The 25414-nt window shown below is 40.2% G+C and carries 24 protein-coding genes; 9 read left to right on the forward strand and 15 right to left on the reverse strand.

Annotated elements, in window-relative coordinates; all coding sequences use genetic code 11:
* Window positions 1-17 precede the first annotated feature (17 nt).
* Complete coding sequence (locus LOS73_RS01940; protein WP_007376008.1) at window positions 18-347, reverse strand: 5-carboxymethyl-2-hydroxymuconate Delta-isomerase; 330 nt, start codon at window positions 345-347, stop codon at window positions 18-20.
* 204 nt (window positions 348-551) lie between these two features.
* Between LOS73_RS01940 and LOS73_RS01945 the strand changes: the two genes are divergently transcribed.
* The 6 genes from LOS73_RS01945 (at window position 552) to LOS73_RS01970 (ending at window position 5590) form a co-directional block, all read left to right on the forward strand.
* Window positions 552-1037, forward strand: coding sequence for a CreA family protein (locus tag LOS73_RS01945; protein WP_007376009.1), 486 nt, complete (start codon window positions 552-554; stop codon window positions 1035-1037).
* Between the two features lie 30 nt (window positions 1038-1067).
* Window positions 1068-1841: a hypothetical protein gene (locus LOS73_RS01950; RefSeq protein WP_457934388.1), complete on the forward strand. Its 774-nt coding sequence runs from the start codon at window positions 1068-1070 to the stop codon at window positions 1839-1841.
* An 11-nt stretch (window positions 1842-1852) separates the two neighbouring features.
* Complete coding sequence (locus LOS73_RS01955) at window positions 1853-2491, forward strand: LysE family translocator (protein ID WP_457934389.1); 639 nt, start codon at window positions 1853-1855, stop codon at window positions 2489-2491.
* A 26-nt stretch (window positions 2492-2517) separates the two neighbouring features.
* Entirely contained in the window at window positions 2518-3012 is a 495-nt protein-coding gene (locus LOS73_RS01960; protein ID WP_033031034.1) for a gamma-glutamylcyclotransferase family protein, read from the forward strand.
* Between the two features lie 15 nt (window positions 3013-3027).
* A complete protein-coding gene (locus tag LOS73_RS01965; protein ID WP_457934390.1) occupies window positions 3028-4569 on the forward strand; it encodes a serine hydrolase in 1542 nt (513 codons plus the stop codon).
* A gap of 103 nt (window positions 4570-4672) precedes the next feature.
* Entirely contained in the window at window positions 4673-5590 is a 918-nt protein-coding gene (locus LOS73_RS01970) for a histone deacetylase family protein (RefSeq protein WP_457934391.1), read from the forward strand.
* Window positions 5591-5602: 12 nt separating this feature from the next.
* Here the strand turns inward: LOS73_RS01970 and LOS73_RS01975 are convergent, their stop codons facing one another.
* From LOS73_RS01975 to rsmD, 14 genes are all read right to left on the reverse strand, one after another.
* Window positions 5603-5896, reverse strand: a complete 294-nt coding sequence (locus tag LOS73_RS01975; protein ID WP_306724265.1) for a DUF4144 family protein — start codon at window positions 5894-5896, stop codon at window positions 5603-5605.
* A 6-nt stretch (window positions 5897-5902) separates the two neighbouring features.
* Window positions 5903-6712 carry a DUF2797 domain-containing protein gene (locus LOS73_RS01980; RefSeq protein WP_457934392.1) on the reverse strand — a complete coding sequence of 270 codons (810 nt, stop codon included), beginning with the start codon at window positions 6710-6712 and terminating at the stop codon, window positions 5903-5905.
* Window positions 6713-6734: 22 nt separating this feature from the next.
* A complete protein-coding gene (locus LOS73_RS01985; RefSeq protein ID WP_457934393.1) occupies window positions 6735-9275 on the reverse strand; it encodes an EAL domain-containing protein in 2541 nt (846 codons plus the stop codon).
* A gap of 113 nt (window positions 9276-9388) precedes the next feature.
* Entirely contained in the window at window positions 9389-10672 is a 1284-nt protein-coding gene (gene purD / locus LOS73_RS01990) for a phosphoribosylamine--glycine ligase (RefSeq protein WP_457934394.1), read from the reverse strand.
* Between the two features lie 15 nt (window positions 10673-10687).
* Complete coding sequence (locus tag LOS73_RS01995) at window positions 10688-11509, reverse strand: class I SAM-dependent methyltransferase (protein ID WP_007376020.1); 822 nt, start codon at window positions 11507-11509, stop codon at window positions 10688-10690.
* Between the two features lie 106 nt (window positions 11510-11615).
* Entirely contained in the window at window positions 11616-13202 is a 1587-nt protein-coding gene (gene purH, locus LOS73_RS02000) for a bifunctional phosphoribosylaminoimidazolecarboxamide formyltransferase/IMP cyclohydrolase (RefSeq protein WP_457934395.1), read from the reverse strand.
* Between the two features lie 325 nt (window positions 13203-13527).
* A complete protein-coding gene (gene fis, locus LOS73_RS02005; RefSeq protein WP_002957804.1) occupies window positions 13528-13818 on the reverse strand; it encodes a DNA-binding transcriptional regulator Fis in 291 nt (96 codons plus the stop codon).
* A 19-nt stretch (window positions 13819-13837) separates the two neighbouring features.
* Window positions 13838-14809, reverse strand: a complete 972-nt coding sequence (gene dusB, locus LOS73_RS02010; protein ID WP_457934947.1) for a tRNA dihydrouridine synthase DusB — start codon at window positions 14807-14809, stop codon at window positions 13838-13840.
* Between the two features lie 281 nt (window positions 14810-15090).
* Window positions 15091-15972 (reverse strand): 50S ribosomal protein L11 methyltransferase, encoded by an 882-nt coding sequence (prmA, locus tag LOS73_RS02015; RefSeq protein WP_007376023.1) that lies wholly within the window; start codon window positions 15970-15972, stop codon window positions 15091-15093.
* A 67-nt stretch (window positions 15973-16039) separates the two neighbouring features.
* Window positions 16040-17890, reverse strand: coding sequence for an RNA polymerase sigma factor RpoD (gene rpoD / locus LOS73_RS02020; RefSeq protein WP_007376024.1), 1851 nt, complete (start codon window positions 17888-17890; stop codon window positions 16040-16042).
* Window positions 17891-18014: 124 nt separating this feature from the next.
* Window positions 18015-19766, reverse strand: coding sequence for a DNA primase (dnaG, locus tag LOS73_RS02025; protein ID WP_008136894.1), 1752 nt, complete (start codon window positions 19764-19766; stop codon window positions 18015-18017).
* 242 nt (window positions 19767-20008) lie between these two features.
* Window positions 20009-20455 (reverse strand): GatB/YqeY domain-containing protein, encoded by a 447-nt coding sequence (locus LOS73_RS02030; protein WP_007376027.1) that lies wholly within the window; start codon window positions 20453-20455, stop codon window positions 20009-20011.
* A gap of 19 nt (window positions 20456-20474) precedes the next feature.
* Window positions 20475-20690, reverse strand: coding sequence for a 30S ribosomal protein S21 (gene rpsU, locus LOS73_RS02035; protein ID WP_002957797.1), 216 nt, complete (start codon window positions 20688-20690; stop codon window positions 20475-20477).
* A gap of 145 nt (window positions 20691-20835) precedes the next feature.
* On the reverse strand, window positions 20836-21441 hold the full coding sequence (rsmD, locus tag LOS73_RS02040; RefSeq protein WP_007376028.1) for a 16S rRNA (guanine(966)-N(2))-methyltransferase RsmD: 606 nt from the start codon (window positions 21439-21441) through the stop codon (window positions 20836-20838).
* 208 nt (window positions 21442-21649) lie between these two features.
* On the opposite strand from rsmD, the gene ftsY reads away from it, so the two are divergent.
* The 3 genes from ftsY (at window position 21650) to ftsX (ending at window position 25351) form a co-directional block, all read left to right on the forward strand.
* The gene (gene ftsY / locus LOS73_RS02045) at window positions 21650-23605 is read left to right on the forward strand and encodes a signal recognition particle-docking protein FtsY (protein ID WP_457934396.1); all 1956 of its coding nucleotides are present in this window, start codon (window positions 21650-21652) and stop codon (window positions 23603-23605) included.
* An 85-nt stretch (window positions 23606-23690) separates the two neighbouring features.
* Window positions 23691-24368, forward strand: a complete 678-nt coding sequence (ftsE, locus tag LOS73_RS02050) for a cell division ATP-binding protein FtsE (RefSeq protein WP_096793829.1) — start codon at window positions 23691-23693, stop codon at window positions 24366-24368.
* The gene (gene ftsX / locus LOS73_RS02055; protein WP_007376031.1) at window positions 24365-25351 is read left to right on the forward strand and encodes a permease-like cell division protein FtsX; all 987 of its coding nucleotides are present in this window, start codon (window positions 24365-24367) and stop codon (window positions 25349-25351) included. The genes ftsE and ftsX overlap by 4 nt, the downstream gene beginning before the upstream one ends.
* The last annotated feature ends 63 nt before the right edge of the window (window positions 25352-25414 follow it).

Raw genomic sequence — 25414 nt, forward strand, 5'->3', positions numbered from 1 at the left:
TTTTCTAAAAATACGTTCTAATTTTTTCGATATACATCATGATCCATATCGTAAATATTGACGCTTAAGCTATCAGAGTCTCTGCAGTAGGTTTTTAAACATGCGAGTAGGTGCTCACTTAACATTTGTTTTTGTTCTACCGTTCGCCCTGCCATTATATGCACTTGAATATGAATAAACCCTTCTTTACCTATACCTAGTTGGTATTGTTGGTATGCAATTGCGCGTGTTTTAATTGTTTCTAAATCAAAAAGTCCGCTTTCAAAAGTACTGTTATGAATTTTCTCTACTAGTACTTGTGGTAAAACAGGGAGGTCTTCTGAGTGTTCAATAATAATATGCGGCATTTAGGCGTTTCCTATTATGAGTTACTGCATTAGCGAGGGTTAATTGTATCAAATACAACAGGGTTCGCTAAACCTAGGGCTATCTAAAATCTTTACTTTAAACTAATTTAGTCGTATTTATTTTTGATGTTAGTATAAAACAAACAGGTGAACCTTTGCTTAGTGACGTAGATGCTAAGTTACCTATTATAGATAAGGATAAGTATGAAATTACCACAAAAATTTAAACGTTTAGCTTTACTTGCAGGTGCGGTAGTTACGTTGAGTGCTTGCTCTGATGATGTTGCGTCGGTAAGCCTTGGGTTATTTACAACTAAAGATGTCGTGGTTAATTCGCAGCAAGATCCGATTATTAAAGGTGTTACGTGCCACATTAGCCATATTGAAGCTGATTTAGACTTTTCTGATCCGTCTGATATGTCAATTGCGTGCCGTCAAACGGGGCCTATTACAGCACAGCAGCTACAAGAAATTGACCGAAGTAAGTCGGGCGAGGTGGTATTTAAATCATCTAAAAGTATTTTATTTAAATCTTTAAAGGTGCGTCGTATTTACGATGCTGAAAACCGCACCTTATTGTATTTATCGTACTCAACGAAAGAATCCAGTGGCAGCCATCATCATGCGCTATCAACAGTGCCGCTATATAATACTCAAGCGTGGGAATGGGCGCTTACACAAAAAAACTAAACTAGCACCTAAAACTTATAAGAGCACCTTATGTTAGCTTTATTTAAATCGGCACCATTATTGGAAGATCAAGAACAGCAATGGCTTATTGATACGTTTATTTGGGCGGTAGAGAATTTTGATGCGGAGTACTTTACTAAGCAAACAAAAATAGTATTGCCGACAGCAGCGTTTTTTCCTGATTCGGTATCAAGTATTGAAGAAATGGCGACTAACGTTTTTACCCGCGTTACTAATTATGCAGGTATGAGCGCGTGGCCTATTCAGTTAGTTGCACCTCAGCAATTGCAGCCTCAGGTTTTTCCACACTTTGAATTTAGCAATGAAATACGTGGAGAAGGCAGCCATTTAATTGTGCCGCCAAGCCATAAGGTCAGCATTTCTTTTAATCCTAATCAGATTAATCAGCCACAAGATTTAGTAGCAAGTTATGCGGGTACTCTGGCCACTATACTTATTCATCACGTTGGGGTGCTACCGCCAGGTGGTAGGGAGTATTTACCACAAGCTGCCGATGCGCTTGCCTGTTTTTTAGGGTTTGGTGTGATGATGAGCAACACGGTGTATCAGTTTAAGGGCGGTTGTGGTTCTTGTTACAACCCATACGCTAACCGTGAAGCTAAGCTAAGTGAAACACATACGGTATTTATGCATGCCCTTATTAGTTACTTTAAAAACGATAAAGTCTCTAAAAAACACTTAAAACCGCATCTGCGTGGTCAGTTTAAAAAAGCACAAAAAGAAATTAAAGCATTGGTAAATAACTCGGCCAACCCGCTGTTATTAGCTTATTCACCAAACTAGCAAGGACTTGCGTGGAATACTTAGATGAATTTTTACTGATTGTTATTGCTCATTTTTTTGCAGTAGCAAGCCCTGGGCCTGACTTTGCCGTTGTGCTCAAGCAAAGTGTGCAACAAGGTAGGTGCAATGCATTGTGGACAAGCGCCGGTGTTGGCGCTGCTATTTTACTGCACGTTGCCTATTGCGTGTTAGGTGTAGCGCTTATTTTAACGCAATCGCCTAGTTTATTTATGGCGCTTAAGTACCTTGCTGGTGCATATTTAGCGTATTTAGGCGTACAAGCTCTTAGAGCTGCAAAACCGCCTGCAAGTAATGAAGGCGAGGCTGCAAAAAATGTTGAAAACAAAACCGTTCAAGAGGAACCTGTTTGGGTTGCTTTTAGGCGCGGCTTTTTCACCAATGCATTAAATCCAAAAGCCACGTTATTTTTTATGTCGTTATTTACACTCGTGATTAGTCCAACAACACCTACTAGCGTGCAGATCGTTTATGGCGTGTACATGGCACTGGCTACTTGGGTGTGGTTTTCAATGCTTTCAATAATGCTTTCTAGAGATAATGTGAGGGGCTTTTTCCAGCAGCGTGGTTATTGGTTTGACCGTGGAATTGGCGTTATTTTAATTGCCCTTGCAGTACGTGTTGTTATTTAACTTATTTAAAAAGCGCAGGAGATAAAATGCCGTTATATAATTTTTCGTTTGGCTCTAATATGTCATCTAACCGTTTGTTGGCGCGTTTACCGAATGTAAAGCGTGTAGGAACAGCGGTACTTAAAGGTTACGAGCTTACTTTTGATATGTTATTTAAAGATGGCTCAGGTAAGTGCAGTATTTGTCCAAGCAATAAAGAAGATGCGTTGGTTTATGGCGTTATTTATGAGCTTAATGAAGAAGAAAAAACCATTTTAGACAGTATTGAGGGCGCAGGTTACGACTGCGTAGATATAACCCCAACGCTTTTAACGGGTGAGACTGTAGCCGCACATTGTTATATAGCTAATACCCATGACAGCGATGTACTCCCATACGATTGGTACATAAAACACGTTCATCGCGGCGCACTTGAAGCAGGCGTACCAAAAGAATACAGTGATGCAATACTCAATAGGCCGCACAAAAGCGATACCAATAAAGAGCGTGCCGAAATTGAATTTGCAGTTCATCAAAAATAATAAAATAGGATTGATATGAAATTAACCAAATTAGCCGCAATTGCATTACTAGCAAGCACTACGTTTAGTAGCTGGGCACAAGTCGATACCAACAAAATTGACGACGTTATTAAAGCGTCAATGGCACGTTTTGACGTACCAGGTATGGCAGTCGCCATTGTTGAAAACGATAAAGTGATATTTGCTAAAGGCTTTGGAGTAACTAATCTCGATACCAACAAAAAAGTAAACAAAGACACCTTGTTTGGTATTGCTTCAAACACCAAAGCGTTTACAACAGCGGCACTTGCCAAGTTGGTTGATGAAGGGAAGTTGAGCTGGGATGACCGCGTAATTGATCATTTACCAGAGTTTAGATTGTACGACTCGTACGTAACACGCGAAATGCGTATTCGTGATTTATTAAGTCACCGCAGTGGGCTAGGGCTTGGGCAAGGCGATTTAATGATTTGGCCAAGCACGGATAAGCCCGTTGATGAAATTTTAGCGGGATTACAGTATTTAAAACCAGCGAGCAGCTTTCGTAGTAAGTACGCTTATAACAACTTGATGTTTGTTACCGCTGGCGAAGTGGTTGCACGTGTGTCGGGTATGAGCTGGAACGATTACATCGAAAAAAATATATTACAACCGCTACACATGGACAACTCACGCGCAGGTTTTTCACGCATTCCAAAAAGCAATAAAAACTGGGCTACAGGTCATATTCCTATGGATGGCTCGCTTCATCCCTTTTTTGTGAACTACCTAGAAGACTTTAGAGGCGCAGGCGCCATTGCTTCAAGTGTAAGCGATATGAGTCAATGGCTTCGTACGCAATTAGCGGGCGGTAAAATGCCTAATGGCGAGCAGCTGTTTAGCGAAAAGCAACAAGCGCAAATGTGGCACCCACATATTACGTCTATGGCATCTAAAAGCGCGTTTGAGTCGTACCATCAGCAGTTTAGAGGATATGGGCTAGGTTGGAGCATTGAAGACTACCACGGCTTTAAAAAGCTAGGTCACGGCGGTGGTATTTTAGGTATGGTATCGCAAGTTACTTTATTGCCTGAGAAAAAACTCGGTATTGTTATTTTATCTAATCAACAAGCTTTTGGTGCGCTTTCGGCGGTAACCCATGAAGTACTTGAAGATGCGCTTGAACTTGAAGATAAAGACTGGGTTGAAGAGCTAGCTAAAAGCCATTTTGAAAGAAAACAAAAAGCGTACGCTAATGCAAAACCAGAAGCACCTGCTGACTACCAGCCACAATTACCAAATATTAATTACACCGGTACATTGCACGACAATTGGTATGGTGATGTGATTATTGAGCAGCTCGATAGTAAATTACACATTGATTTTACGCATACTAAACGTTTAAAAGGCACTCTTGAGCACTATACTGGCAATACATTTATTGTTAAGTGGGATGAAAAGCTACTTGAAGCAGATGCGTTTATTACCTTTGATATGGATGTTAGTAATCGTGTAAACAGCGCTAAAATGCGTGCAGTATCAACACAAGTGACCGACTTTAGCTTTGATTTTAGAAACCTGCATTTAAAAGCAAAGTAGTTAATAGTTTTGATATTTAAAGTGTTGATATAAACCAAAGTCGCAAAGCCACCAGCCGGTGGCTTTGTTATATTAAGTTTTTACACCTTGTAAGGGACTTTTTATGCGTACCGCTGTTATTTCTCATCCTCATTGCCGTAAGCATAAAATGATAGACGACCATCCTGAGTGCCCAGAGCGCTTAGATGCAATTACCGACAGATTATTAGCCAGTGGCGTAGATGTTGGCTTAACACACCTGCAAGCACCTAAGGCCGAGCGTGAGCATTATTTACTTGCTCACGATGAAGCTTTAGTTAAACACGTAGAAACTACACTACCAACGGAAGGACTCGCTAATTTAGATGGCGATACTTGGCTGTGCCCCGATTCGTTTAAAGCGATTGAGCGTGCAGTAGGTGCGGGGTTGTTAGCTGTTGATGAAATACTTGCCGATAAACTCGATGCTGCTTTTTGCTCAGTACGCCCGCCAGGACACCATGCTAATAAAGAGTCATCATCTGGGTTTTGTGTGTTTAATAACTTAGCTATTGCCGTTAAGTACGCACAAAGCAAAGGGGTTAAACGCATTGCTATTGCGGATTTTGATGTACACCATGGTAATGGCACACAAGACATTTTTATTGATGACGAAAATGTACTGCTTTGTTCGTTATTTCAGTATCCGTTTTACCCAAATACAGCAGTTAAAAATAATAGCCATATAGTTAATTCACCTCTGCCAATTGCTAGTAATGGCGACGACCTAAAAGAGGTGTTTACTGGGCAATGGTTACCAAAATTAAAAGCGTTTAAGCCTGAATTGCTTTTTATAAGCGCAGGGTTTGATGCGCACCTAGAAGATGATATGGCAAGCTTAAAGTTTGTTGAAAGTGACTACATTTGGCTCACCGAGCAGCTATGCAGTGTGGCAAAGGAGGGCGGTTGCAAAGGCGTTATTTCGTATTTAGAAGGTGGCTATGCGCTATCAGCGTTAGGTCGTAGTGCTGTAGCGCATATAAAAGTGCTTACTGAGGTTTAATTGTGCTGCGTTTTATAGCTCAAGTAAGTTAAATGCCTGCTCAACGGTGAGGGTTGTTATTTTACTTAAACAACAATGCCCTTCATTTAATAAGTAACTTGTTACGAGTACAGCAAGTTGCTCTGCGCTTAACGGCTCACAAGGTGTGTTTTTTAAAGTGCAGTATTCACCACGCTTATTAAGTATGACCACATCAGTTAAGTCGCTTGTTGCAACACTGTGCAAGTGCTCCTCACGGTCTTGTGGTGTGTGAGCTATCTCAAGCTCATTATAAATAACCAATAACTGTGGGTAGCTGTTTAACATAGCCTGTTAGCCTACCGTTACTTCATAAGATGTAAATTTACGAATATTAATAACGCCTTTTTCAAAGATTAGGTACTGACCTTTAATACCTTGTAAAACACCACTTACAACAGGGTCTTTATCAAAGTTAAATGAGCTGATTTTTGTTGGATATTCGGTTACTGGAAAATCTAAATCAACAACATCTTCATCTAATTGCTCTATTGCTGTTGCGCCAAATAACTCACTTAGCTCGTTTAGTTTTTCGCTAATTTGTGGAATTAACTCAGCCGCGGCTGCTTTTAAATCAAGTGCGTCGTTTTGGCCTTTTAACATATTGCGCCAATTGGTTTTATCGGCAATAAATTCAGCCAAAGCAACTTCCACTAAACCCGATTGCAGGCGAGTTTGCACTTTAAAAATAGGTAATGCCTGAGTAGCGCCTTGATCCACCCAACGAGTCGGTATTTGTGTATGGCGGGTAATACCTACTTTTAATCCAGAGGTGTTAGCGAGATACACATAGTGTGGGATCATGCAATTTTCTTCGCCCCACTGTGGCTCTCGGCAAGTGCCTTGATCGTAGTGGCAAGTTTCTGGTTTCATAATACACATGTCGCAACTAGCGAGCTTGCGCATGCATACAAAACAGTGACCTTGAGAATAGCTTTTTTTGGTTTTTTTACCGCAGTTAGAACATAAAATAGTGCCACTAAAGGTGAGCGTAAGCTCCTTACCTATAAATGCATTTAAGTCTACTAAGTACTCACCTACAGGTAAGTGATATTGTACTGGTTCGGTTAAACTCGATTTTAGTTTACGCAGTGTGCCTTGCATCTTTACTTGGCCCCTAAAGATGTTAAAAAGAGGAGTCTAACATTTTTAAGCTATATTGGCTTTTTAAGAAGTGTAAATAGTCGGTGTAAGGCAGTGCTTTTGCGTATAAATAACCTTGGGCAGAATCAGCATTCATGTCTTTAAGTAAGTGATGAATCTCCTGAGTTTCTACCCCCTCAATTGTTATTGATAAATTAAGGTTGTGCGCCATATCAATGGCTGTTTGTACAATAACTTGATGAGTGGGGTTATTAGGTAAATCAAAAACAAACGACTTATCTATTTTTAGTTCACTAAAATGGTAGTTAACTAAGTAGTTAAGTGATGCGTAACCTGTACCAAAGTCGTCTAAAACAACGTTAATGTCTAATGCCGATAATTCATCAACTAATTTAATGAGTGCATCTTGACTCTCTACAAAAGCTGATTCGGTTAGTTCAAACTTAAGTAAACGAGCCGGTACTTGGTATTTAATGAGTATATTTTCTACTTTTTCAGCTAAGTTATTTATGGTCAAGTTTTTAGCGCTGAGGTTGACGCTAATAGTATGATTGATGTAACCATTTTTTGTTAGTTCGGCAATATCTTTACACGCTTGTTCAATGACCCACAGTGTTAGTTCGTTAATAATACCTGTATGTTCAGCAAGAATTACTAACTCTTCAATCGGTAAATTATTAAAGGTTGGATCGGGCCAGCGTAGTAAAGCTTCTGCGCCAATTACTTGGTTATTTAATAAATTTATTTGTGGCTGGTAATAGAGTGCAAGTTGATTTGTTTTTATGGCTTTTTGTAGCTTTGCAGCTAAGGAAACGTCCATCATTTGGTTATTCACGTTTGATGATAACCCTACTTGATTAACACTACTTTTTGCTTTTTTAAGTGCTAAATATCCACGTTTTAACCAATACTCAAAGTCGTTAGTTTTACCCGCACAGCTAATGCCAATACTGTAATTAAGTTGCAGGTTTAGCCCTTTTATTTCGTATTGTTTTGGTAAGTTGCTAATTACTTTGGTGAGAAGTGCTTCTAGCATTTCTTGGTTTTGTGTTTTAGTCGAAATACAGGCAAATACGCCGCTATTGAGATCGGCTAATCGAGGGATGGTATTTAAGTTAGTATCAAGATTTATAAATTCGCGCTCGTGGCTCAATTCTAACTCTAATTCTCTCGCTATATGTTTTATAAGTGCATAGCCTTGAGAAGGGGTAATTATAGTATTAAGAGAGTTAAAGTGGCGTATTTTAATCAAACACAAAGTTGTTGAGCGGTTTTTTGCTTGTAACTCCATAAAGGTTTGCTTGAGCTTAGCACTATTAAGAAGCTTTGTTTGTTGAGTGTGCGTAGCGTGATATAAAGCACGTTCACGCTGATACCTAACTCGGTCTGCTAATGCCATTGCCATTAATATTACTTCGCATAGTATAGCCATTAAAAAGGCGTGGCGTGTGGTAAAGCTATAAGGTAAAAGGCCAGTCAGTTCCATAGGTTGAATCGCCGCCCCAAGAATTAGTGGCACCCATGAAAAAACATAAAATTTAGCCCATCTAAAACCACTACGTAATTTGTTATAAATTAAAATAATACACGCTATATAAAGTAGGCTCATCACTCCAAAAAAAATAGGTGCTGCTATATTTTCAGGGATAAAAAGGCTGCTTACAGCAAGAACAAACATAAGCTTAAGTAGCGCTGTACTCATTTTATAGCGCCAGCATTTTTCTTTGTGGTAACGTAAAAACATAATACAGAAGGAGAGGGTAAAAAAAGCAACGCCGTAATTACCAAGTACTATTTTTTCGTGAATAAATAATTGCCATTCCATTGGCCATAAATAAAAGCCAAAACCTAATACCGCTCCCATTAGTATAATAGCGCTAATAATGTAGCCAATATAAATTAAGTAAACTCGGTCTTTTATACCAAAATAAAGAACAAGATTGTACAGTGCAGCCATTAGCAATACGCCAACAAAAATCCCCCAAATCCCTGTTTGCGAACGCACTAAGTCAATAAACTCTTTATCACGATATAAATTTACAGGTGTTTTACTTATACCTATCGTATCTATTTTCATTACGAGTCGTTGTGAGGACTTACTTTCGAGCGAAAAGCGGATATGCGGCACACTGTATTGAAATAAAGTAAGTGCTTGTTCTTTATCTCCGAGCTTATAAGTATCCATTAATTGGTTGTTTTTATTGAGTCGAAAAATAGTTAGGTGATCAACCATGGGGTTATCAAAATGGGCAACAACGTTTTCTTTTTTGAAGCTCTTATTTTCTAAATCGAGAAACAGCCAATAATTTTGTTGAGTAAAACTCCACGGTATTTCCGAAAATTTTTGATGAGTGAGTAACTGCGGCTGGGTTATAACATCGTTAAAAGTAAGGCTCTTAGTTTCATCAATATAGTACGCGTAATCAAGATATACGGGCGCGGTTTTATCAATTGTATATCGTGTAGGCACGACGAGGTTTGATGCCAGTGTACTTATAATAAAAAATATAAGTACTAGTATGGCAACAGCAATTGCATGATAACGTAAAGTTCTTAGTTCCAACGTTTGCGTACTTTTAAAAAAACTTTTAATTAGTGTAGCACTAAAAAAGCGCAGAGAGACTGCGCTTTTGTAGTTAAATTAACTGGTTATACCAATAAACAGGTATTTTAAGCCTATTGCTCGCGGGCAATAGCACGATAAGCAATATCTGTACGATATTCCATACCATCCCAGCTAATTTGTTTAACAAGCTCATAGGCGCGTTGCTGCGCTTGCGTAACAGTATTACCAAGTGCTGTTGCGCATAATACGCGACCGCCTGCGGTTACAACGTCATTGCCATCTTGCTTAGTACCCGCATGAAACACTTTTTCATCTGCAGGGTAATCAACTTTTAGCCCCGAAATAGCATCGCCTTTAGGGTAATCGCCAGGGTAACCTTTAGCGGCAAGTACAACACCAACAGCTGCACGTGGGTCAAACTTAATTGTTGTTTTATCAAGTTCTACACGATTAGCGGCTTCAATCAATTCAACTAGGTCTGATTGCAAACGTAGCATCATTGGTTGAGTTTCAGGGTCGCCAAAGCGACAGTTGTACTCAATGACTTTAGGGGTGCCTGTTTCGTCAATCATTAAACCTGCGTATAAAAAGCCTGTGTATGGATGGCCTTCGCTTGCCATGCCTTCTACCGTAGGGTAGATCACTTCGTTCATAATACGCTGGTGGATTTCATCAGTAACAACTGGCGCAGGTGAGTATGCACCCATGCCACCCGTATTAGGACCCGCATCGCCATTGTAAGCGCGTTTATGGTCCTGACTGGTCGCAAATGGTAATACGTTTTTACCATCAACCATTACGATGAAAGACGCTTCTTCACCGTCTAAAAACTCTTCAATAACAACACGACTTCCCGCATCGCCAAAAGCATTACCCGCAAGCATATCGCGAATAGCTTCTTCGGCATCGGCTTGCGTCATGGCTACAATTACGCCTTTACCCGCAGCTAAACCATCTGCTTTTACAACAATTGGCGCGCCTTTCTCTTTTAAATAAGCAAGGGCAGGCTCAATCTGTTCAAACGTTTGGTAGTCGCCCGTTGGGATTTTATGACGTGCTAAAAAGTCTTTAGTAAACGATTTAGAACCTTCAAGCTGAGCTGCGCCCGCCGTTGGTCCAAAAATAGCCATGTTATGTTCACGAAACTTATCAACAACACCCAGTACTAACGGTATTTCAGGACCTACAATAGTAAGCTCTACCTTATTTTGCTGTGCAAAATTAAGTAAACCCTCTAAGTCGTCAACGTTTATTGCTACGTTTTCAAGTTTTGGTTCAAGTGCAGTACCTGCATTACCAGGGGCTACAAATACAGTATTTACTTTGGTGTTTTGAGCGGCTTTAAACGCAAGTGCGTGTTCGCGGCCGCCGCTGCCAATGACTAAAACATTCATGGCGAAAATTCCTATTTAAAGCGGTTTCTTAAATTTCAGCGTCATGCGGTCGCTTTCACCAATGGCTTTATATTTATCAGCATCTTGTTCGCCGAGTCTTAAGCTTGGTGGTAGCGTCCATACACCTTTAGGGTGATCGGCTGTATCTTTTGGATTTGCATTTATTTCACTGCTTGCTACTAATTCAAACCCTGCTTGTTTAGCAAGGTCTACTACGTAGCTCTGCTTCATATAACCTGATGTTTTTTGATCTTCGTCAGCACGTTCTTCAGCTAAACGGTGTTCAACTAAACCTAATGTACCACCTGGTTTAAGGGCTTTATAAAAAGCTTGGAATGCACTTAATGCACCGCTTTTATCTTTGCCCATGTACCAGTTATGTACATTACGAAATGTTAAAACCATATCGGCACTGCCAGCTGGCGCAATATCTAAATGTGTTACAGGTGCAAACTCAGTAATTTTAACGCTACTAAAACGCTTATCTTCAGCTACTTTTTGTTTAAAGCCCGCAAGAGAGCGTTGGTAGTAGCCAACTGATGAATCAGCAGGAAAGTGCGCGGCATAATAAGTGCCTTGCTCTTTTAGTGCTGGCGCTAAAATTTCACTATACCAACCACCGCCGGGCGCAATTTCAACAACTGTCATAGTTGGTTTAAAGCCAAAAAATGCCAGTGTTTGAGCCGGGTGACGATATTCGTCACGAACGCTGTTTTTAGCGCTGCGTTCGCTTGATTGAAGTGCATGTTCAAGGCTCGATTCGTGGTTATGGCTAAGCGCCATAGTCGATGTCATCGTTAGTGTGGCTACAAGTAGCGATTTTAGCGCAAATTTCATTGTTTGTTCCTTCACATTATAATTTTAAATAGGTTATTGAATAATCAGAATACGTGAATTTATAGCAAACAAAAAGGGTTAAACCAACGTTTAACCCTTTGTGTGATTAGTGGCGGAAATGGCGCATACCAGTTAGTACCATTGCCATGCCAGCTTCATCAGCAGCTGCAATCACTTCTTCATCACGCATTGAGCCACCAGGCTGAATTACCGCAGTAATGCCAGCGGCTGCGGCTGCGTCAATGCCATCACGGAATGGGAAGAACGCATCAGACGCCATAACTGAACCTTTAACTTCAAGGTTTTCGTCGGCGGCTTTTATGCCTGCAATTTTAGCTGAGTATACGCGGCTCATTTGGCCTGCGCCTACGCCAATGGTCATACCGTCACGGGCATAAACAATTGCGTTTGATTTAACAAACTTAGCTACTTTCCAGCAAAACAGTAAATCTTTAAGTTCTTGCTCTGTAGGTTGGCGCTTAGAAACAACTTTTAAGTCGCCTTGCGTTACCATGCCTAAGTCGCGGTCTTGAACTAAAATACCGCCGTTAACGCGTTTAATATCTTGGCCAGCGGCTTTGCCTGTCCACTGTCCACATTCTAATAAACGAACGTTCTTTTTAGCTTCAACAATTTTTGCAGCGTCGCTCGAAATACTCGGTGCAATAATTACTTCAACAAACTGACGCTCAACAATGGCTTGTGCCGTTGCAGCATCTAGCTCTCGGTTAAAGGCAATAATGCCACCAAATGCTGATGTAGGGTCTGTTTTAAAAGCGCGCTCGTATGCTTGTAGGATATTGTCGCCAATTGAAACACCACACGGGTTAGCATGTTTTACAATTACGCACGCTGGTACATCAAATTCTTTAACACATTCAAGCGCTGCGTCGGTATCTGCAATATTGTTAAACGAAAGGGCTTTACCTTGCAATTGAGTTGCTGTTGCAACTGATGCTTCAGCAATGTCACTTTCAACATAAAAAGCAGCATCTTGATGTGAGTTTTCACCGTAACGCATATCTTGCTTTTTAGTGAACTGCATATTGATAGTACGTGGGAATTTAGTCTCTACAGCAGCTTCCTCGGTGTAATCAGGCACCATTTTACCAAAGTAGTTAGCAATCATGCCATCGTATGCGGCAGTGTGCTCGTAAGCAGCAATCGCTAAGTCAAAACGTGTTTTATACGTAGCAGAGCCATTGTTGTTTTGCATTTCGCTAATAACACGGTCGTAGTCACTCGCGTTTACCACGATTGTTACGTCTTTGTGGTTTTTAGCGGCTGCACGAACCATTGTAGGGCCGCCAATATCAATATTTTCAATAGCATCTTCAAGGCTGCAGTTTTCTTGAGCGACTGTATTCGCAAAGGGGTATAAGTTAACTACAACTATGTCGATAGCAGAAATGTTGTTATCTGCCATTACGCTTTCATCTTGTCCGCGACGGGCTAATATGCCGCCGTGAATTTTTGGATGAAGAGTTTTTACGCGGCCATCCATGATTTCAGGGTGGCCTGTGTGATCTGATACTTCAGTCACTTTTATGCCGTTATCAGCAAGTAGTTTACATGTGCCGCCAGTTGATAAAATATCAACGCCTTGCGCTTCGAGTGCGCGGGCAAATTCAACAATACCGGTTTTATCAGACACACTTAATAGTGCGCGACGAATGGGACGATGAGTATCCATTGTAGTTTGATTTCCTCAGTTAATGAGCTAGCTTAGAAGCGGGCATTTTAACTGATTACAACTCAAAAAACGACTTATAAAGCGCCGATGAGGGTGAGCATTTTGCAATTTGGTTAATAAGTTGTAGGCATAAAAAAAGCACCCGAGGGTGCTTTTTTTGCATAATACCAGTTGTATTGGATTAGTAAGTAGTTATAACGATAGAAAAACAAGTCTATAACAAGGAAAAAATTTTGCTGTGTAGTTATTCTACATAAAAAATTATTAACGACGTTATGGGCTTGTTTAGCTCGTTAGAATACTTACGCTTTCAATATAATTGGTATTAGTTCATGCCGTATTTTTTAAGCTTTTTACGTAAAGTACCACGGTTGATACCTAGTAAAATTGCTGCACGAGTTTGGTTACCACGTGTATATGTCATCACTTCTTCAAGTAATGGCGCTTCTAGCTCTGAAAGAACAAGGTCGTAAACGTCTTGCACATCTTGACCGTTAAGCTGCTTTAAATAGTGGTGAACAGCTTTTTTTACTGCATCACGCAATGGCTGCGGTTTCTCGTGTGACTGAACATGAGGGTTAGTGATAAATGGAGAAGTCACGTTTTGTTCGAACATTATTAAGTCTCTTTCTTTCTTAGTTAGCTGCTAGTGTTTTAAAGTATTGCTCTAATGCGACGACCTGTGCCTGTGGGTTGTCGAGCGCATTAAATACTCGCCTAAACTGACCATCACTGTCATGGGTTTGCAAATACCAAGATACATGTTTGCGAGCAATTCGCGCTCCCATTGGCTCACCGTAAAACAAATGGAGGTTTGTTAAATGCTCCATTAATATACTGCGCACCTCTGCAATAGCAGGCGGCTGTAAATGTTCCCCAGTTTGCAAATAGTGGTCTATCTCCCTAAATATCCAAGGGCGACCTTGGGCGGCTCGGCCAATCATAATGGCATCTGCACCCGTATAGTCTAAAACCTGTTTTGCTTTTTCTGGTGATGTAATATCACCATTGGCAACAACAGGAATCGACACTGAACGTTTTATATCCCTAATCGTGGCGTACTCAGCATCACCTTTGTACATACATGCGCGCGTACGCCCATGTACAGCAAGTGATGCAATGCCATAACGTTCAGCTATTCTCGCAATCTCTACACCATTACGGTTATCCGGATCCCATCCTGTACGGATTTTAAGTGTCACAGGTATATCAACAGCATTTACGACTGCATCAATAATCTCTTCCACAAGTTCAGGAAACTGTAATAAGGCAGAGCCTGCGAGTTTCTTGTTCACTTTTTTTGCTGGGCACCCCATATTGATATCTATGATCTGTGCACCGTTAGCAACATTGAATTGTGCGGCCTGCGCCATAAGCTCAGGATCTGCTCCTGCAATTTGCACCGCGCGTATACCCGACTCACCGCTGTGATCCATACGGTTCATCGACTTTTCCGTTTTCCAAACCTTAGGATTAGACGATAGCATTTCAGAAACAGCTAGCCCTGCGCCTAAACGACGGCAAAGTTGTCTAAATGGTCTGTCTGTAATGCCTGCCATTGGCGCGACAATTACATTATTCTCAAGTTGGTATTTACCGATACGCACTATATTCAATAGGCCTCTTTTCAAGGGGCGCTAAGTTTACGGTTTTTTTAGCAAAAATCAAAGGCTATAAATTGAACAAAAGTGACTTTTTTTTGCCCTTTTCGTATTGACATTTGATAACCGTATGAGGAATGGCTTTATTTGTGCGAAATTTGAGCGCATTTTGTTTTTGCAACAAAATAAGTTTATTTTTTATTATGTAAAAAAATAGTAAAGCCTGTTAAATACAGGCTTTACATGCATGTTTTGAGTTAATGCTCTAAATTTGATTGTGCAGTTTATTACGCTTTTTTAGTGCCACTCACTCGAGTCCAATCACCTTCAACGGCAATGTCATCTAGCTCAATAAACGGTGTATAAATATCGGCAACCGATTGGGCTTGCTCTTCTAATATGCCCGACATAGCAATTTTACCACCTGGCTTTAATAACCCTAAAATCACACTATGTAATTCGCGAAGTGGCTGGGCTAAAATATTAGCCACAACTATATCGGCAGTAAACTCAGGTTGGTTTTCTGGAAGGTATACTTCGAGTTTGTCTGCAACACCATTTCGGTTAGCGTTATCAAGGCTTGCCTCAAGCGCTTGAGGGTCAATATCTATCCCAATCATACGCTCTGCACCTAGTTTTATAGCTGCAATACCTAAAATGCCTGAGCCACAACCAAAATCAACAACCGTTTTCCCCGTCAGATCTTGGCTTTCTAACCACTTAAGGCACAAGGCCGTTGTTGCATGTGTGCCTGTGCCAAAAGCAAGGCCTGGGTCTAGCAATACATTTACTGCATCAGGGTCTGGAATGTCGCGCCAGCTTGGGCAAATCCATAGTTTTTCGCCAAATTGAATAGGGTGGAAGTTATCCATCCATTCACGTTCCCAGTCTTTATCTTCAAGTTGCTCGATTTTGTATACTAAATTGTCTTTTAGCTCATCATGGCGCTTCAATAACGCAACGACTGCATTCATATCGTGATTAGCTTCGAACAAGCCAATGACTGTGGTATCAGCCCAGAACACAACAGTGCCAATTTTAGGCTCGTAAATAGGGGTATCTTTTGCGTCAATAAAGGTTACTGAAGCGCTACCCGCTTCCATTAATAGGTCGCTTACGGCATCAGCTGTTGCAGCATTGGCATTAATACGAATTTGGATCCAAGCCATGGTTATTTCCTTCAAATAGAAAAAAGGCCGCTATAGCGGCCTTTTTAGTTTATATAGTAGCGCTAAATTATTTAGCGTCTAAAAAGCTTTTCAGTAAATCTGAGCGAGAAGGGTGGCGTAATTTACGCAGCGCTTTCGCTTCTATTTGACGAATACGTTCACGTGTTACGTCAAACTGTTTACCTACTTCTTCTAAGGTGTGGTCGGTATTCATATCAATACCAAAACGCATACGTAGTACTTTAGCTTCACGAGCTGTTAGGCCTGCAAGTACATCGTTAGTTGCGCCTCGAAGAGACTCCATTGTTGCCGAATCGATTGGCGAATCAATGGTTGTATCTTCGATAAAGTCACCTAAGTGAGAATCTTCATCATCACCGATTGGTGTTTCCATTGAAATTGGCTCTTTAGCAATCTTAAGTACCTTACGGATTTTATCCTCAGGCATCATCATGCGTTCTGCTAATTCTTCTGGATTTGGCTCACGACCCATTTCTTGTAACATTTGACGAGAAATACGGTTAAGTTTATTAATCGTTTCAATCATATGTACCGGAATACGGATTGTTCTTGCTTGGTCAGCAATAGAGCGAGTGATTGCTTGACGTATCCACCACGTAGCATAAGTCGAGAACTTATAACCACGGCGATATTCAAACTTATCAACGGCTTTCATCAGACCAATGTTACCTTCTTGGATCAAATCCAAGAATTGTAAGCCACGGTTTGTATATTTTTTAGCAATTGAGATTACAAGACGTAAGTTAGCTTCAACCATTTCTTTTTTCGCGCGGCGTGCTTTCGCTTCACCAATGCTCATTCGACGGTTAATGTCTTTAATACGCTCAATGCTTAAACCTGTTGTTTGTTCAATAACAGATAATTTATTAATACTACGAATAATTTCTGGCTTAACTTCTTCAAGCTTAGCTGAATACTTTTCGTTACCTGAAATTTCTAAATCAACCCAAGAAGCGTCAGTTTCGTTGTTAGCAAAGTGCTTAACGAACGTTTTCTTCGGTAATTTAGCAATTTGTACAGCTTGTTTCATGATTAGACGTTCTTGAACGCGAACTCTGTCCATCATTTCACGCATGTTATTTACCATGCGGTCAAACTGTTTAGGTATTAATTTAAAGGTTCTGAAAAGCTCGCCAATTTCAAAAATGGCTGCTTGTGATTCAGGGTGCGAACGACCTTTAGCTTCAAACGTATCACGTGCTTTGTTGTATAAATCACGTAGATTTTCAAAATGAATGCGAGCTTCTTCAGGATCTGGTCCTGTGTCTATCTCTTCTTCATCTTCATCGTCGCTATCAGCATCGTCTTTGTCGTCTTTATCATCGTCGTCAAGTTGCTTAGCACTTAATTCTGAACCAATATTAGTTGCTGAAATTGGCGCTGTATCTTCATTCGGATCGATAAATCCAACGATGATATCGCTTAAACGCATTTCTTCAGCTTCAAACTTATCCCACTGTTCAAGTAGGTAAGTGATTGCTTCAGGGTACTCTGCAACAGAAATCTGAACTTGATTAATGCCTTCTTCAATACGTTTAGCGATTACAATTTCGCCTTCACGTGTCAGAAGTTCAACAGTACCCATTTCACGCATGTACATGCGTACCGGATCAGTTGTACGGCCGATTTCTTTTTCTACAGTCGCAAGGGCTGCAGCGGCAGCTTCTGCTGCGTCTTCGTCTGTCGTTGTTTCTTGCATCATTAATTCATCAGCATCAGGCGCATTTTCGCTAACCTTGATACCCATATCATTAATCATGCTTATGATATCTTCTACTTGATCTGAGTCTATAATGTCTTGTGGAAGGTGATCATTTACTTCTGCAAAAGTTAAGTAGCCTTGCTCTTTACCTTTCTGAATCAGAAGTTTTAATTGTGACTGAGGAGTTGGATCCATAGAGATTTTTTCTTCCACTCTGATAAGTTGATACAACAGGCGCCATCATGTAGTTTGCATTTAAGCCAACTAGAATAATGTGACGCAGTGAATAGCACAGTATAACAGCCAAAATTAGATCTGACTAGCTGTTAGTGGCTTTTAACGCTGTCATTAACAAATGACATTCAAGTCTTTCATCGCTATTGAGACCTTGTGTCTTGTCCTTTATTAATAAGGTCTCTAGTCGATAATTTAAACACTGATCTTCAATAAATTTAAAAGTATTTTGAAAAACAGTCTCTAAACGCTCTTCATTTATTTCGTGTTGCCACGTTGCAAGCTTGATTAATGGCTCGTAATCTTCAGTTCCTCTAAAAAATTCGAGTAATTGCGCGGTGGTAACATTCTCTTTTTCTAATGCTTGTTCTTGTAGGCGCAGTAATAATCCAATACCGGCTATGCTCATTTGCGCTAAATCGGGCAAATAAGGAATACTTTTAGCCAATTGTGGGTGCTGAATTAAAATACCAATGGCCTGTCGCATAGGTGTTATTTTAAATTTTCGCTCAATAGAGTGCTGTTGCTTAGGTGTTTTTAAGCGACTATTAAGCTGCTCACGTGTTCGACCAATTAAACGACCGAGTTGTTCAAGAATGTTTTCTTGATAAAACTCACTGGGTATTTTTTCTATTAATGGCAGTGCAGCACTAAGTAATTTTGCCTTGCCAGAATCGAGTGTTAAATCTATTTCTAGGCTTAATTTATTGAATAATACTTTAGTAAAGTCATCGGCTTCACTCAAGCGTTGTTCAAACAGCTCTTTACCTTCTTTTTGTACTAGAGAGTCAGGGTCTTCACCATCGGGTAAAAAAACAAAATTTAAGGCTTTTCCGTCATTCAAATAAGGAAGAGCATTTTCAAGTGCCCGCCACGCTGCATCTCGCCCTGCGCGATCCCCATCGTAACAACAAATAACTTTATCTGTTGTTCTAAAAAGGGTGTGCATGTGTTCGCTCGTAGTTGCAGTACCAAGTGCAGCAACAGCATATTCAATACCTTGTTCAGCAAGCGCCACCACATCCATATAACCTTCAACAATAAGTACATGGTCTAACTTTTTATGAGCTTGTTTTGCCTCATATAAACCATATAACTCAAAACCTTTATGAAAAATTCTGGTTTCTGGAGAGTTTAAATATTTAGGACCTTGGTCGGCTTGCATTACACGCCCACCAAAGGCGATAACACGTCCGCGTTTATCGCGAATAGGAAACATTAAGCGGTCGCGGAAAAAATCAAATTGTCTACCGGGTGTTTTTTCTGAAGCGAGCTTTAGCTCAACTAATTGCTCTTTTTGTTCTTTGTTGCGGCCAAGCTGTAGGCATAAACCATCCCATTCACTTGGAGCGTAACCAATCATAAATTTTTTAACTATTTCACCACTTAAACCTCGGCCCTTAACGTAGTCTATTACAGCCGTTGAATTGCTGTGGTGTTTTAATTGGTGTTGATAAAAGCGTGCTGTGTGGAGCATTAAATCGTAATCAGAGCGCTTTTGTGCTGCGGTGCGTTCTGGTGCTGAACTTGTGCCTTGTTCTCGAGGTACTTCTAAATTAAGCATGCTGGCTATTTCTTCAATAGCATCAACAAACTCGAGCTTTTCGTATTCCATTATAAATGAAATCGCATTCCCGTTAGCGCCACAGCCAAAACAATGATAAAACTGCTTATCTTGAGATACCGTGAACGAAGGGGACTTTTCATTATGAAAAGGGCAGCAAGCTTGATAATCTTTACCTGCTTTTTTTAGACCTACTTTTGAGTCTATCAGGTCGACAATATCGGTTCTGGCAAGTAAATCGTCTATAAAGTTACGTGGGATCTTTCCAGCCATTAGTAAAATGCAGTCCTGAGATAATGATAAAAATAACGAATGTGAAATTTACTTTTTATACTCGCTTGGCGCAGAGTATAACGTGCTTTAACTTACCAAAACGAAAGCTAAATAAACAGAGTAGCTATAAATAATTTTATCTTTAAATAACCACATTGAAGCACTTTTATTAAAGTTAAAAACAAAGAAACCGAGCACAAGGCTCGGTTTACTTCAATCATACTTTAATGTATGTGGGAGTATTAGGCAGTTAATCGTTGCTTAATTAAACCAGAGATCTTGCCCATATCGGCGCGACCCTCAGCCTTGCTTTTGATTATACCCATTACTTTACCCATGTCTTGCATACCTGCTGCATTAGTATCAGCAATAGCCGCGTCAATGAGAGCAATGATTTCTTCTTCACTCAATTGTTGAGGTAAAAAAGTTTCAAGCGCTACTATTTCATTGGCTTCAATATCAGCTAAATCATCACGCCCAGCATCTTTGTACTGAGTGTAAGAGTCACGACGTTGTTTAACAAGCTTCACTATAACGGAGGTAATACCTGCGTCGTCTAGCGTTATTTGCTCGTCAATTTCACGTTGCTTGATTGCAGCAAGTACCATACGAATAGGGTTAAGACGTTGCTTGTCTTTGGCTCTCATCGCATCTTTTTGCGCATCTTTTAGCGTTATTAAAAGGCTCATTTATACAAGACCTAATATATTAGTATAATTTAACGCGACGAGCGTTATCACGAGAAAGTTTTTTCATGTGACGTTTAACTGCAGCAGCTTTTTTACGTTTACGTTCAGCTGTTGGTTTTTCATAGTGCTCGCGACGACGAACTTCTGAAAGGATTCCTGCTTTTTCACATGAACGCTTGAAGCGACGAAGTGCTACGTCAAACGGTTCGTTCTCTCTTACTTTAATTACTGGCATTAAAAATTCACCTACCTAAATTATGAGCGTTGCTCAAGTTGATCAAACATTGATCAAGTGGTTCAAAAATGGTGCGGTATTGTAATCCGAAGCAACACCACATGTAAAGGACAATATTAACAGAAACACATCATGTAAAACAGTATTAATTTGATTGGCGTTGGTACAACCTAGAAAACACTTGGCCAGCTTTTTTTTCTTTAATTAACAGCCAGTTATCTGGTTTTGTGAATGAGTTTAAATCACTTTCAACTTCAACGTAAATTAAAGCTTCTGAGCTGAGCCATTGATTCTTTTCTAAAAAATCGCAGCTAATTTGGGCTAGGTTTTTACGAAAAGGGGGATCAACGAAAACGAGGTCAAAAGGTTCATTTAGGTTTTTTTGTTCTAAAAACGATAATGTATTTATATTTTTTACGTGCGCGTTTTGCAATTTTAAAGTTGTTATATTGTGTTCTAATTGCGTTGCTGCTAATAAATCAAGCTCAATAAAAGTAGCGCTTTTAGCAAAACGAGATAATGCTTCAAACCCTAAACCACCAGAGCCGGCAAAGCAATCAAGTACGTTTGTATCTCGTGTATCTTGCATTAACCAGTTAAATACTGTTTCTTTTATGCGATCGGTGGTTGGACGCAGACCTTGCACATCCTTTACTGGTAGCTTTCTGCCACGAAATTGACCGCTTATAATTCTAATAAAGCCATCACTTGATTTATTAATTACTTTATTTTGCGCCGTTTTATTTCTCATTTAGCTCACTAAAAAATGGTATCTGGGATCTAGCTCAGATAATATTGCAGTAGATTACGTATAGCTTCATTTTTCAACTGCATTAAAAGTGTTACTATTTAGCTCTTAATGTTTTGAACTGTTTTTTTGCTGGCAGATATTGCCGAGCACAATAAAGCTATTTTCAAATTTTAGTTTATCAGATTTTTATAAGTGGTTATTAGCAAGTATGGCAAAAAAAAGTAAATTCCTGTCTTGGTTTGGTTTTGGTAAGTCAGATGAAAAACAAGCAGAGCAAGTAAAAGAAACTAATAACCAACAAGCGTTGGCCGAACAACAAGAAGCTGAGCGTATAGAGCAAGAGCGCGCTGAAACAGAGAAGCACGATGCAGAGCAAGCTGAAAAGTTAGCGGTTGAACAAGCAAATGCTGAATTATTGGCAAAAGAACAAGCTGATGCCCACGCAAAACAATTAGAGCTGCAACAGCGTTTAGCCGAACAAGAAATGCAAATGCGCCTTGAGCAAGAGCGAATTGCGGCTGAAAAAGCTGAAGCCGAGCGTTTAGAGCAAGCACGTATTGAGGCTGAAAAAGTTGAAACCGAGCGTTTAGAGCAAGCACGTATTGAGGCTGAAAAAGTTGAAACCGAGCGTTTAGAGCAAGCACGAGTTGCAGCTGAACAAGCTGAAAGCGATCGTCTAGAACAAGCGCGTATTGAGGCTGAAAAAGTTGAAACCGAGCGTTTAGAGCAAGCACGTATTGAGGCTGAAAAAGTTGAAATCGAGCGTTTAGAGCAAGCGCGTGTTGAGGCTGAAAAAGCAGAAAGCGATCGTCTAGAACAAGCGCGTATTGAGGCTGAAAAAGTTGAAACCGAGCGTTTAGAGCAAGCACGTATTGAGGCTGAAAAAGCTGAAACCGAGCGTTTAGAGCAAGCACGTATTGAGGCTGAAAAAGCTGAAAGCGATCGTTTAGAGCAAGCGCGTATTGAGGCTGAAAAAGCTGAAAACGAGCGTTTAGAGCAGGCGCGTGTTGCGGCAGAACAAGCTGAAAGCGAGCGTTTAGAGCTGGCGCGTGTTGCGGCTGAAAAAACTGAAAACGAGCGCTTAGAGCTGGCGCGTGTTGCAGCTGAACAAGCTGAAAGCGATCGTCTAGAACAAGCGCGAGTTGCGGCTGAAAAAGTTGAAAGTGAGCGTTTAGAGCAAGCGAGTATTGAGGCTGAAAAACTTAAAGCGGAGAAAGAAGATAAACCCAAAAAAGAAGGTTTTTTTTCTCGCCTTAAAAAAGGCTTATTAAAAACTCGCGTTAATATTGGATCTGGATTTGCATCTATATTTAGCGGCAAAAAAATTGATGACGATTTATTTGAAGAGCTGGAAACCCAGCTATTAACTGCCGATTTGGGCGTTGATACAACCATGAAGTTAATCGATCGATTAACAGATGGGGCTAATCGTAAACAGTTAAAAGATGGCGATGCACTTTACGAGCTAATGAAACAAGAAATGGCCACTATGCTTAAAACTGCAGAGCAGCCTTTAGTGATACCAACTGATAAAAAACCATTCGTAATACTGATGGTGGGTGTGAATGGTGTAGGTAAAACCACGACTATTGGTAAACTGGCTAAGCAATTTCAAAACGAAGGTAAGTCGGTTATGTTGGCTGCTGGTGATACGTTTAGAGCGGCTGCTGTTGAGCAACTTCAAGTATGGGGTGAGCGCAATAGTATTCCTGTTATTGCACAACACACTGGCGCTGATAGTGCTTCAGTTGTTTTTGACGCATTTCAAGCCGCGAAAGCTCGTAAAGTGGATGTATTAATCGCCGATACAGCTGGGCGCTTGCAAAATAAAGATAATTTAATGCAAGAGCTTGAAAAAATAGCACGTGTAATGAAAAAAATTGACCCTGATGCGCCGCATGAAGTGATGTTAACGATTGACGCAGGCACAGGGCAAAATGCGATTAGCCAAGTGAATTTGTTTAATCAGTGTGTAGGCTTAACTGGTATTACCCTTTCTAAACTTGATGGAACTGCAAAAGGTGGTGTTATTTTTGCGGTGGCTGATAAGTTTAATATTCCAATTCGTTATATTGGTGTTGGCGAAAGTATCGATGATTTACGTACATTTAAGAGTGATGACTTTATTGATGCGTTATTTAGCCAAGATGAGGACGACGTTTAATTTACTAAGAGGGAGCTTGCTCCCTTTTTAATTGCGAGGAATACCAATTGCATTCGTGTTTATGATGAGGTTGGCATAATAAAAAATGATAAATTTTCAGCAAGTAAGTAAAACCTACCCAGGAGGGCATCGGGCCCTTGAAAAAGTTAATTTTCATATTAAGCCGGGCGAACTTGCATTTTTAACTGGTCACAGTGGTGCAGGTAAAAGTACGTTATTAAAGTTAATTAGCTTAATGGAGCGCCCATCTGCGGGTAACGTGTTTATCAACGGTGTTGATTTAAATAAGGTTAACTCGCGTCAAATTCCCTATGCCCGTCGTGACATTGGTATTATTTTTCAGAATCATCGCTTATTAGAGCGCCATACTGTATTTGATAATGTGGCATTGCCATTAATTATTGAGGGTACTCATCATAATCAAATTGCAAAGCGGGTTCATGGGGCGCTCGATAAAGTGGGCTTAATTGATAAAGTGAAATGCCACCCGTCTATGCTTTCTGGCGGCGAACAACAGCGCGTAGGTATTGCTCGCGCGATAGTTAACTCGCCACCAATTTTATTGGCCGATGAGCCAACAGGTAACCTTGACCCTGAACTTTCGATGGAAATTTTACGATTATTTGAAGATTTTAATAAACACGGTACAACCGTGCTTATTGCCACTCATGATTTAGGCTTGGTTGCGCGTATGAAATATAGAAGCTTAACTTTAAAAGACGGGCGAATGCTTCAAGACCCCTTAGCGCAGGAGGTTTTATGAGCTTACTATTTAAGGGGCGCCAAAATAAAAACGAAAAGCAAAAAAAATCTATATTAGCTGGCGGTTATTTTTTTATTATTAATATTTTTCGTCAAGGAATACACAGCCTTGGTGAAATGTGGCGTACGCCTTTAGCTTCGATGATGACAATTGCTGTACTAGGTTTGAGTTTAACGCTACCAGCAACACTTTATTTAGTGGTTAAAAATGTTCAACAAGTCAGTAGCGGGTTTGAAGAAGCAAGCGAAATATCTTTGTTTGTAAAAGAGACGATGAGCGAGCAACAAACACAAACTTTGGTGAAACGTTTAGCACTGTATCCCGAAGTTGAGAGTGTGGCATTTATTTCAAAGCAGCAAGCACTTACAGAGTTTAAAAGTGTCTCGGGGTTTGGGCAAGCATTAGAGTACTTAGATAGTAACCCACTTCCTGATGTTGTGTTGGTCACACCAACTAAGCGTGATCGTCAGCCTAATGCAGCTAGAGCTCTTTTAACTAAGCTGGAAGCTGAGCGTGAGGTTGATTTTGGTAAGCTCGATATAGCATGGTTAGAGCGTTTAAATGCATTGTTGAGTTTGTTAAAAGAGAGTGTAATAACGATCACGCTACTGTTACTTACTTCAGTCACGCTTATTATTGGTAATACTATTCGTTTATCTATTATGGATAAAAAAGAAGAAATACAAGTAATGAAATTAGTTGGGGCTACTAATACATTTATTCATGCACCATTTTTATGGACGGGTATTTGGTATGGTGTTATCGGTGGGCTATTTGCCTTCATATCGGTTGCTTTAATGATGTGGTGGCTATCTTCTGCTGTCAGTAGTGTAGCGGGTGTTTACCAAACAAGTTTTTCGTTAATTGGTTTAACATTAAAAGAGTTTGGCCTGTTAGTTTTACTTGCAACAAGCTTGGGCTTTATTGGTTCGTATCTTTCTGTAAATCGATACATTAAAGAAATAGAACCCGATAAAGTATAATTCGAATCTATTAGTCGTTCGATGCTTATGTACCATATAAGTGAACTAACCCTGCTCGGTATG

This window comes from Pseudoalteromonas sp. SCSIO 43210 (assembly GCF_054133285.1).

Excerpts from the sequence above, each read along its gene's own strand:
- LOS73_RS01940 (WP_007376008.1), bottom strand. The coding sequence starts at position 347 with ATGCCGCATATTATTATTGAACACTCAGAAGACCTCCCTGTTTTACCA.
- LOS73_RS01945 (WP_007376009.1), top strand. The coding sequence starts at position 552 with ATGAAATTACCACAAAAATTTAAACGTTTAGCTTTACTTGCAGGTGCG.
- LOS73_RS01950 (WP_457934388.1), top strand. The coding sequence starts at position 1,068 with ATGTTAGCTTTATTTAAATCGGCACCATTATTGGAAGATCAAGAACAG.
- LOS73_RS01960 (WP_033031034.1), top strand. The coding sequence starts at position 2,518 with ATGCCGTTATATAATTTTTCGTTTGGCTCTAATATGTCATCTAACCGT.
- LOS73_RS01965 (WP_457934390.1), top strand. The coding sequence starts at position 3,028 with ATGAAATTAACCAAATTAGCCGCAATTGCATTACTAGCAAGCACTACG.
- LOS73_RS01970 (WP_457934391.1), top strand. The coding sequence starts at position 4,673 with ATGCGTACCGCTGTTATTTCTCATCCTCATTGCCGTAAGCATAAAATG.
- LOS73_RS01975 (WP_306724265.1), bottom strand. The coding sequence starts at position 5,896 with ATGTTAAACAGCTACCCACAGTTATTGGTTATTTATAATGAGCTTGAG.
- LOS73_RS01980 (WP_457934392.1), bottom strand. The coding sequence starts at position 6,712 with ATGCAAGGCACACTGCGTAAACTAAAATCGAGTTTAACCGAACCAGTA.
- purD (WP_457934394.1), bottom strand. The coding sequence starts at position 10,672 with ATGAATGTTTTAGTCATTGGCAGCGGCGGCCGCGAACACGCACTTGCG.
- LOS73_RS01995 (WP_007376020.1), bottom strand. The coding sequence starts at position 11,509 with ATGAAATTTGCGCTAAAATCGCTACTTGTAGCCACACTAACGATGACA.
- purH (WP_457934395.1), bottom strand. The coding sequence starts at position 13,202 with ATGGATACTCATCGTCCCATTCGTCGCGCACTATTAAGTGTGTCTGAT.
- fis (WP_002957804.1), bottom strand. The coding sequence starts at position 13,818 with ATGTTCGAACAAAACGTGACTTCTCCATTTATCACTAACCCTCATGTT.
- prmA (WP_007376023.1), bottom strand. The coding sequence starts at position 15,972 with ATGGCTTGGATCCAAATTCGTATTAATGCCAATGCTGCAACAGCTGAT.
- rpoD (WP_007376024.1), bottom strand. The coding sequence starts at position 17,890 with ATGGATCCAACTCCTCAGTCACAATTAAAACTTCTGATTCAGAAAGGT.
- dnaG (WP_008136894.1), bottom strand. The coding sequence starts at position 19,766 with ATGGCTGGAAAGATCCCACGTAACTTTATAGACGATTTACTTGCCAGA.
- LOS73_RS02030 (WP_007376027.1), bottom strand. The coding sequence starts at position 20,455 with ATGAGCCTTTTAATAACGCTAAAAGATGCGCAAAAAGATGCGATGAGA.
- rpsU (WP_002957797.1), bottom strand. The coding sequence starts at position 20,690 with ATGCCAGTAATTAAAGTAAGAGAGAACGAACCGTTTGACGTAGCACTT.
- rsmD (WP_007376028.1), bottom strand. The coding sequence starts at position 21,441 with ATGAGAAATAAAACGGCGCAAAATAAAGTAATTAATAAATCAAGTGAT.
- ftsY (WP_457934396.1), top strand. The coding sequence starts at position 21,650 with ATGGCAAAAAAAAGTAAATTCCTGTCTTGGTTTGGTTTTGGTAAGTCA.
- ftsE (WP_096793829.1), top strand. The coding sequence starts at position 23,691 with ATGATAAATTTTCAGCAAGTAAGTAAAACCTACCCAGGAGGGCATCGG.
- ftsX (WP_007376031.1), top strand. The coding sequence starts at position 24,365 with ATGAGCTTACTATTTAAGGGGCGCCAAAATAAAAACGAAAAGCAAAAA.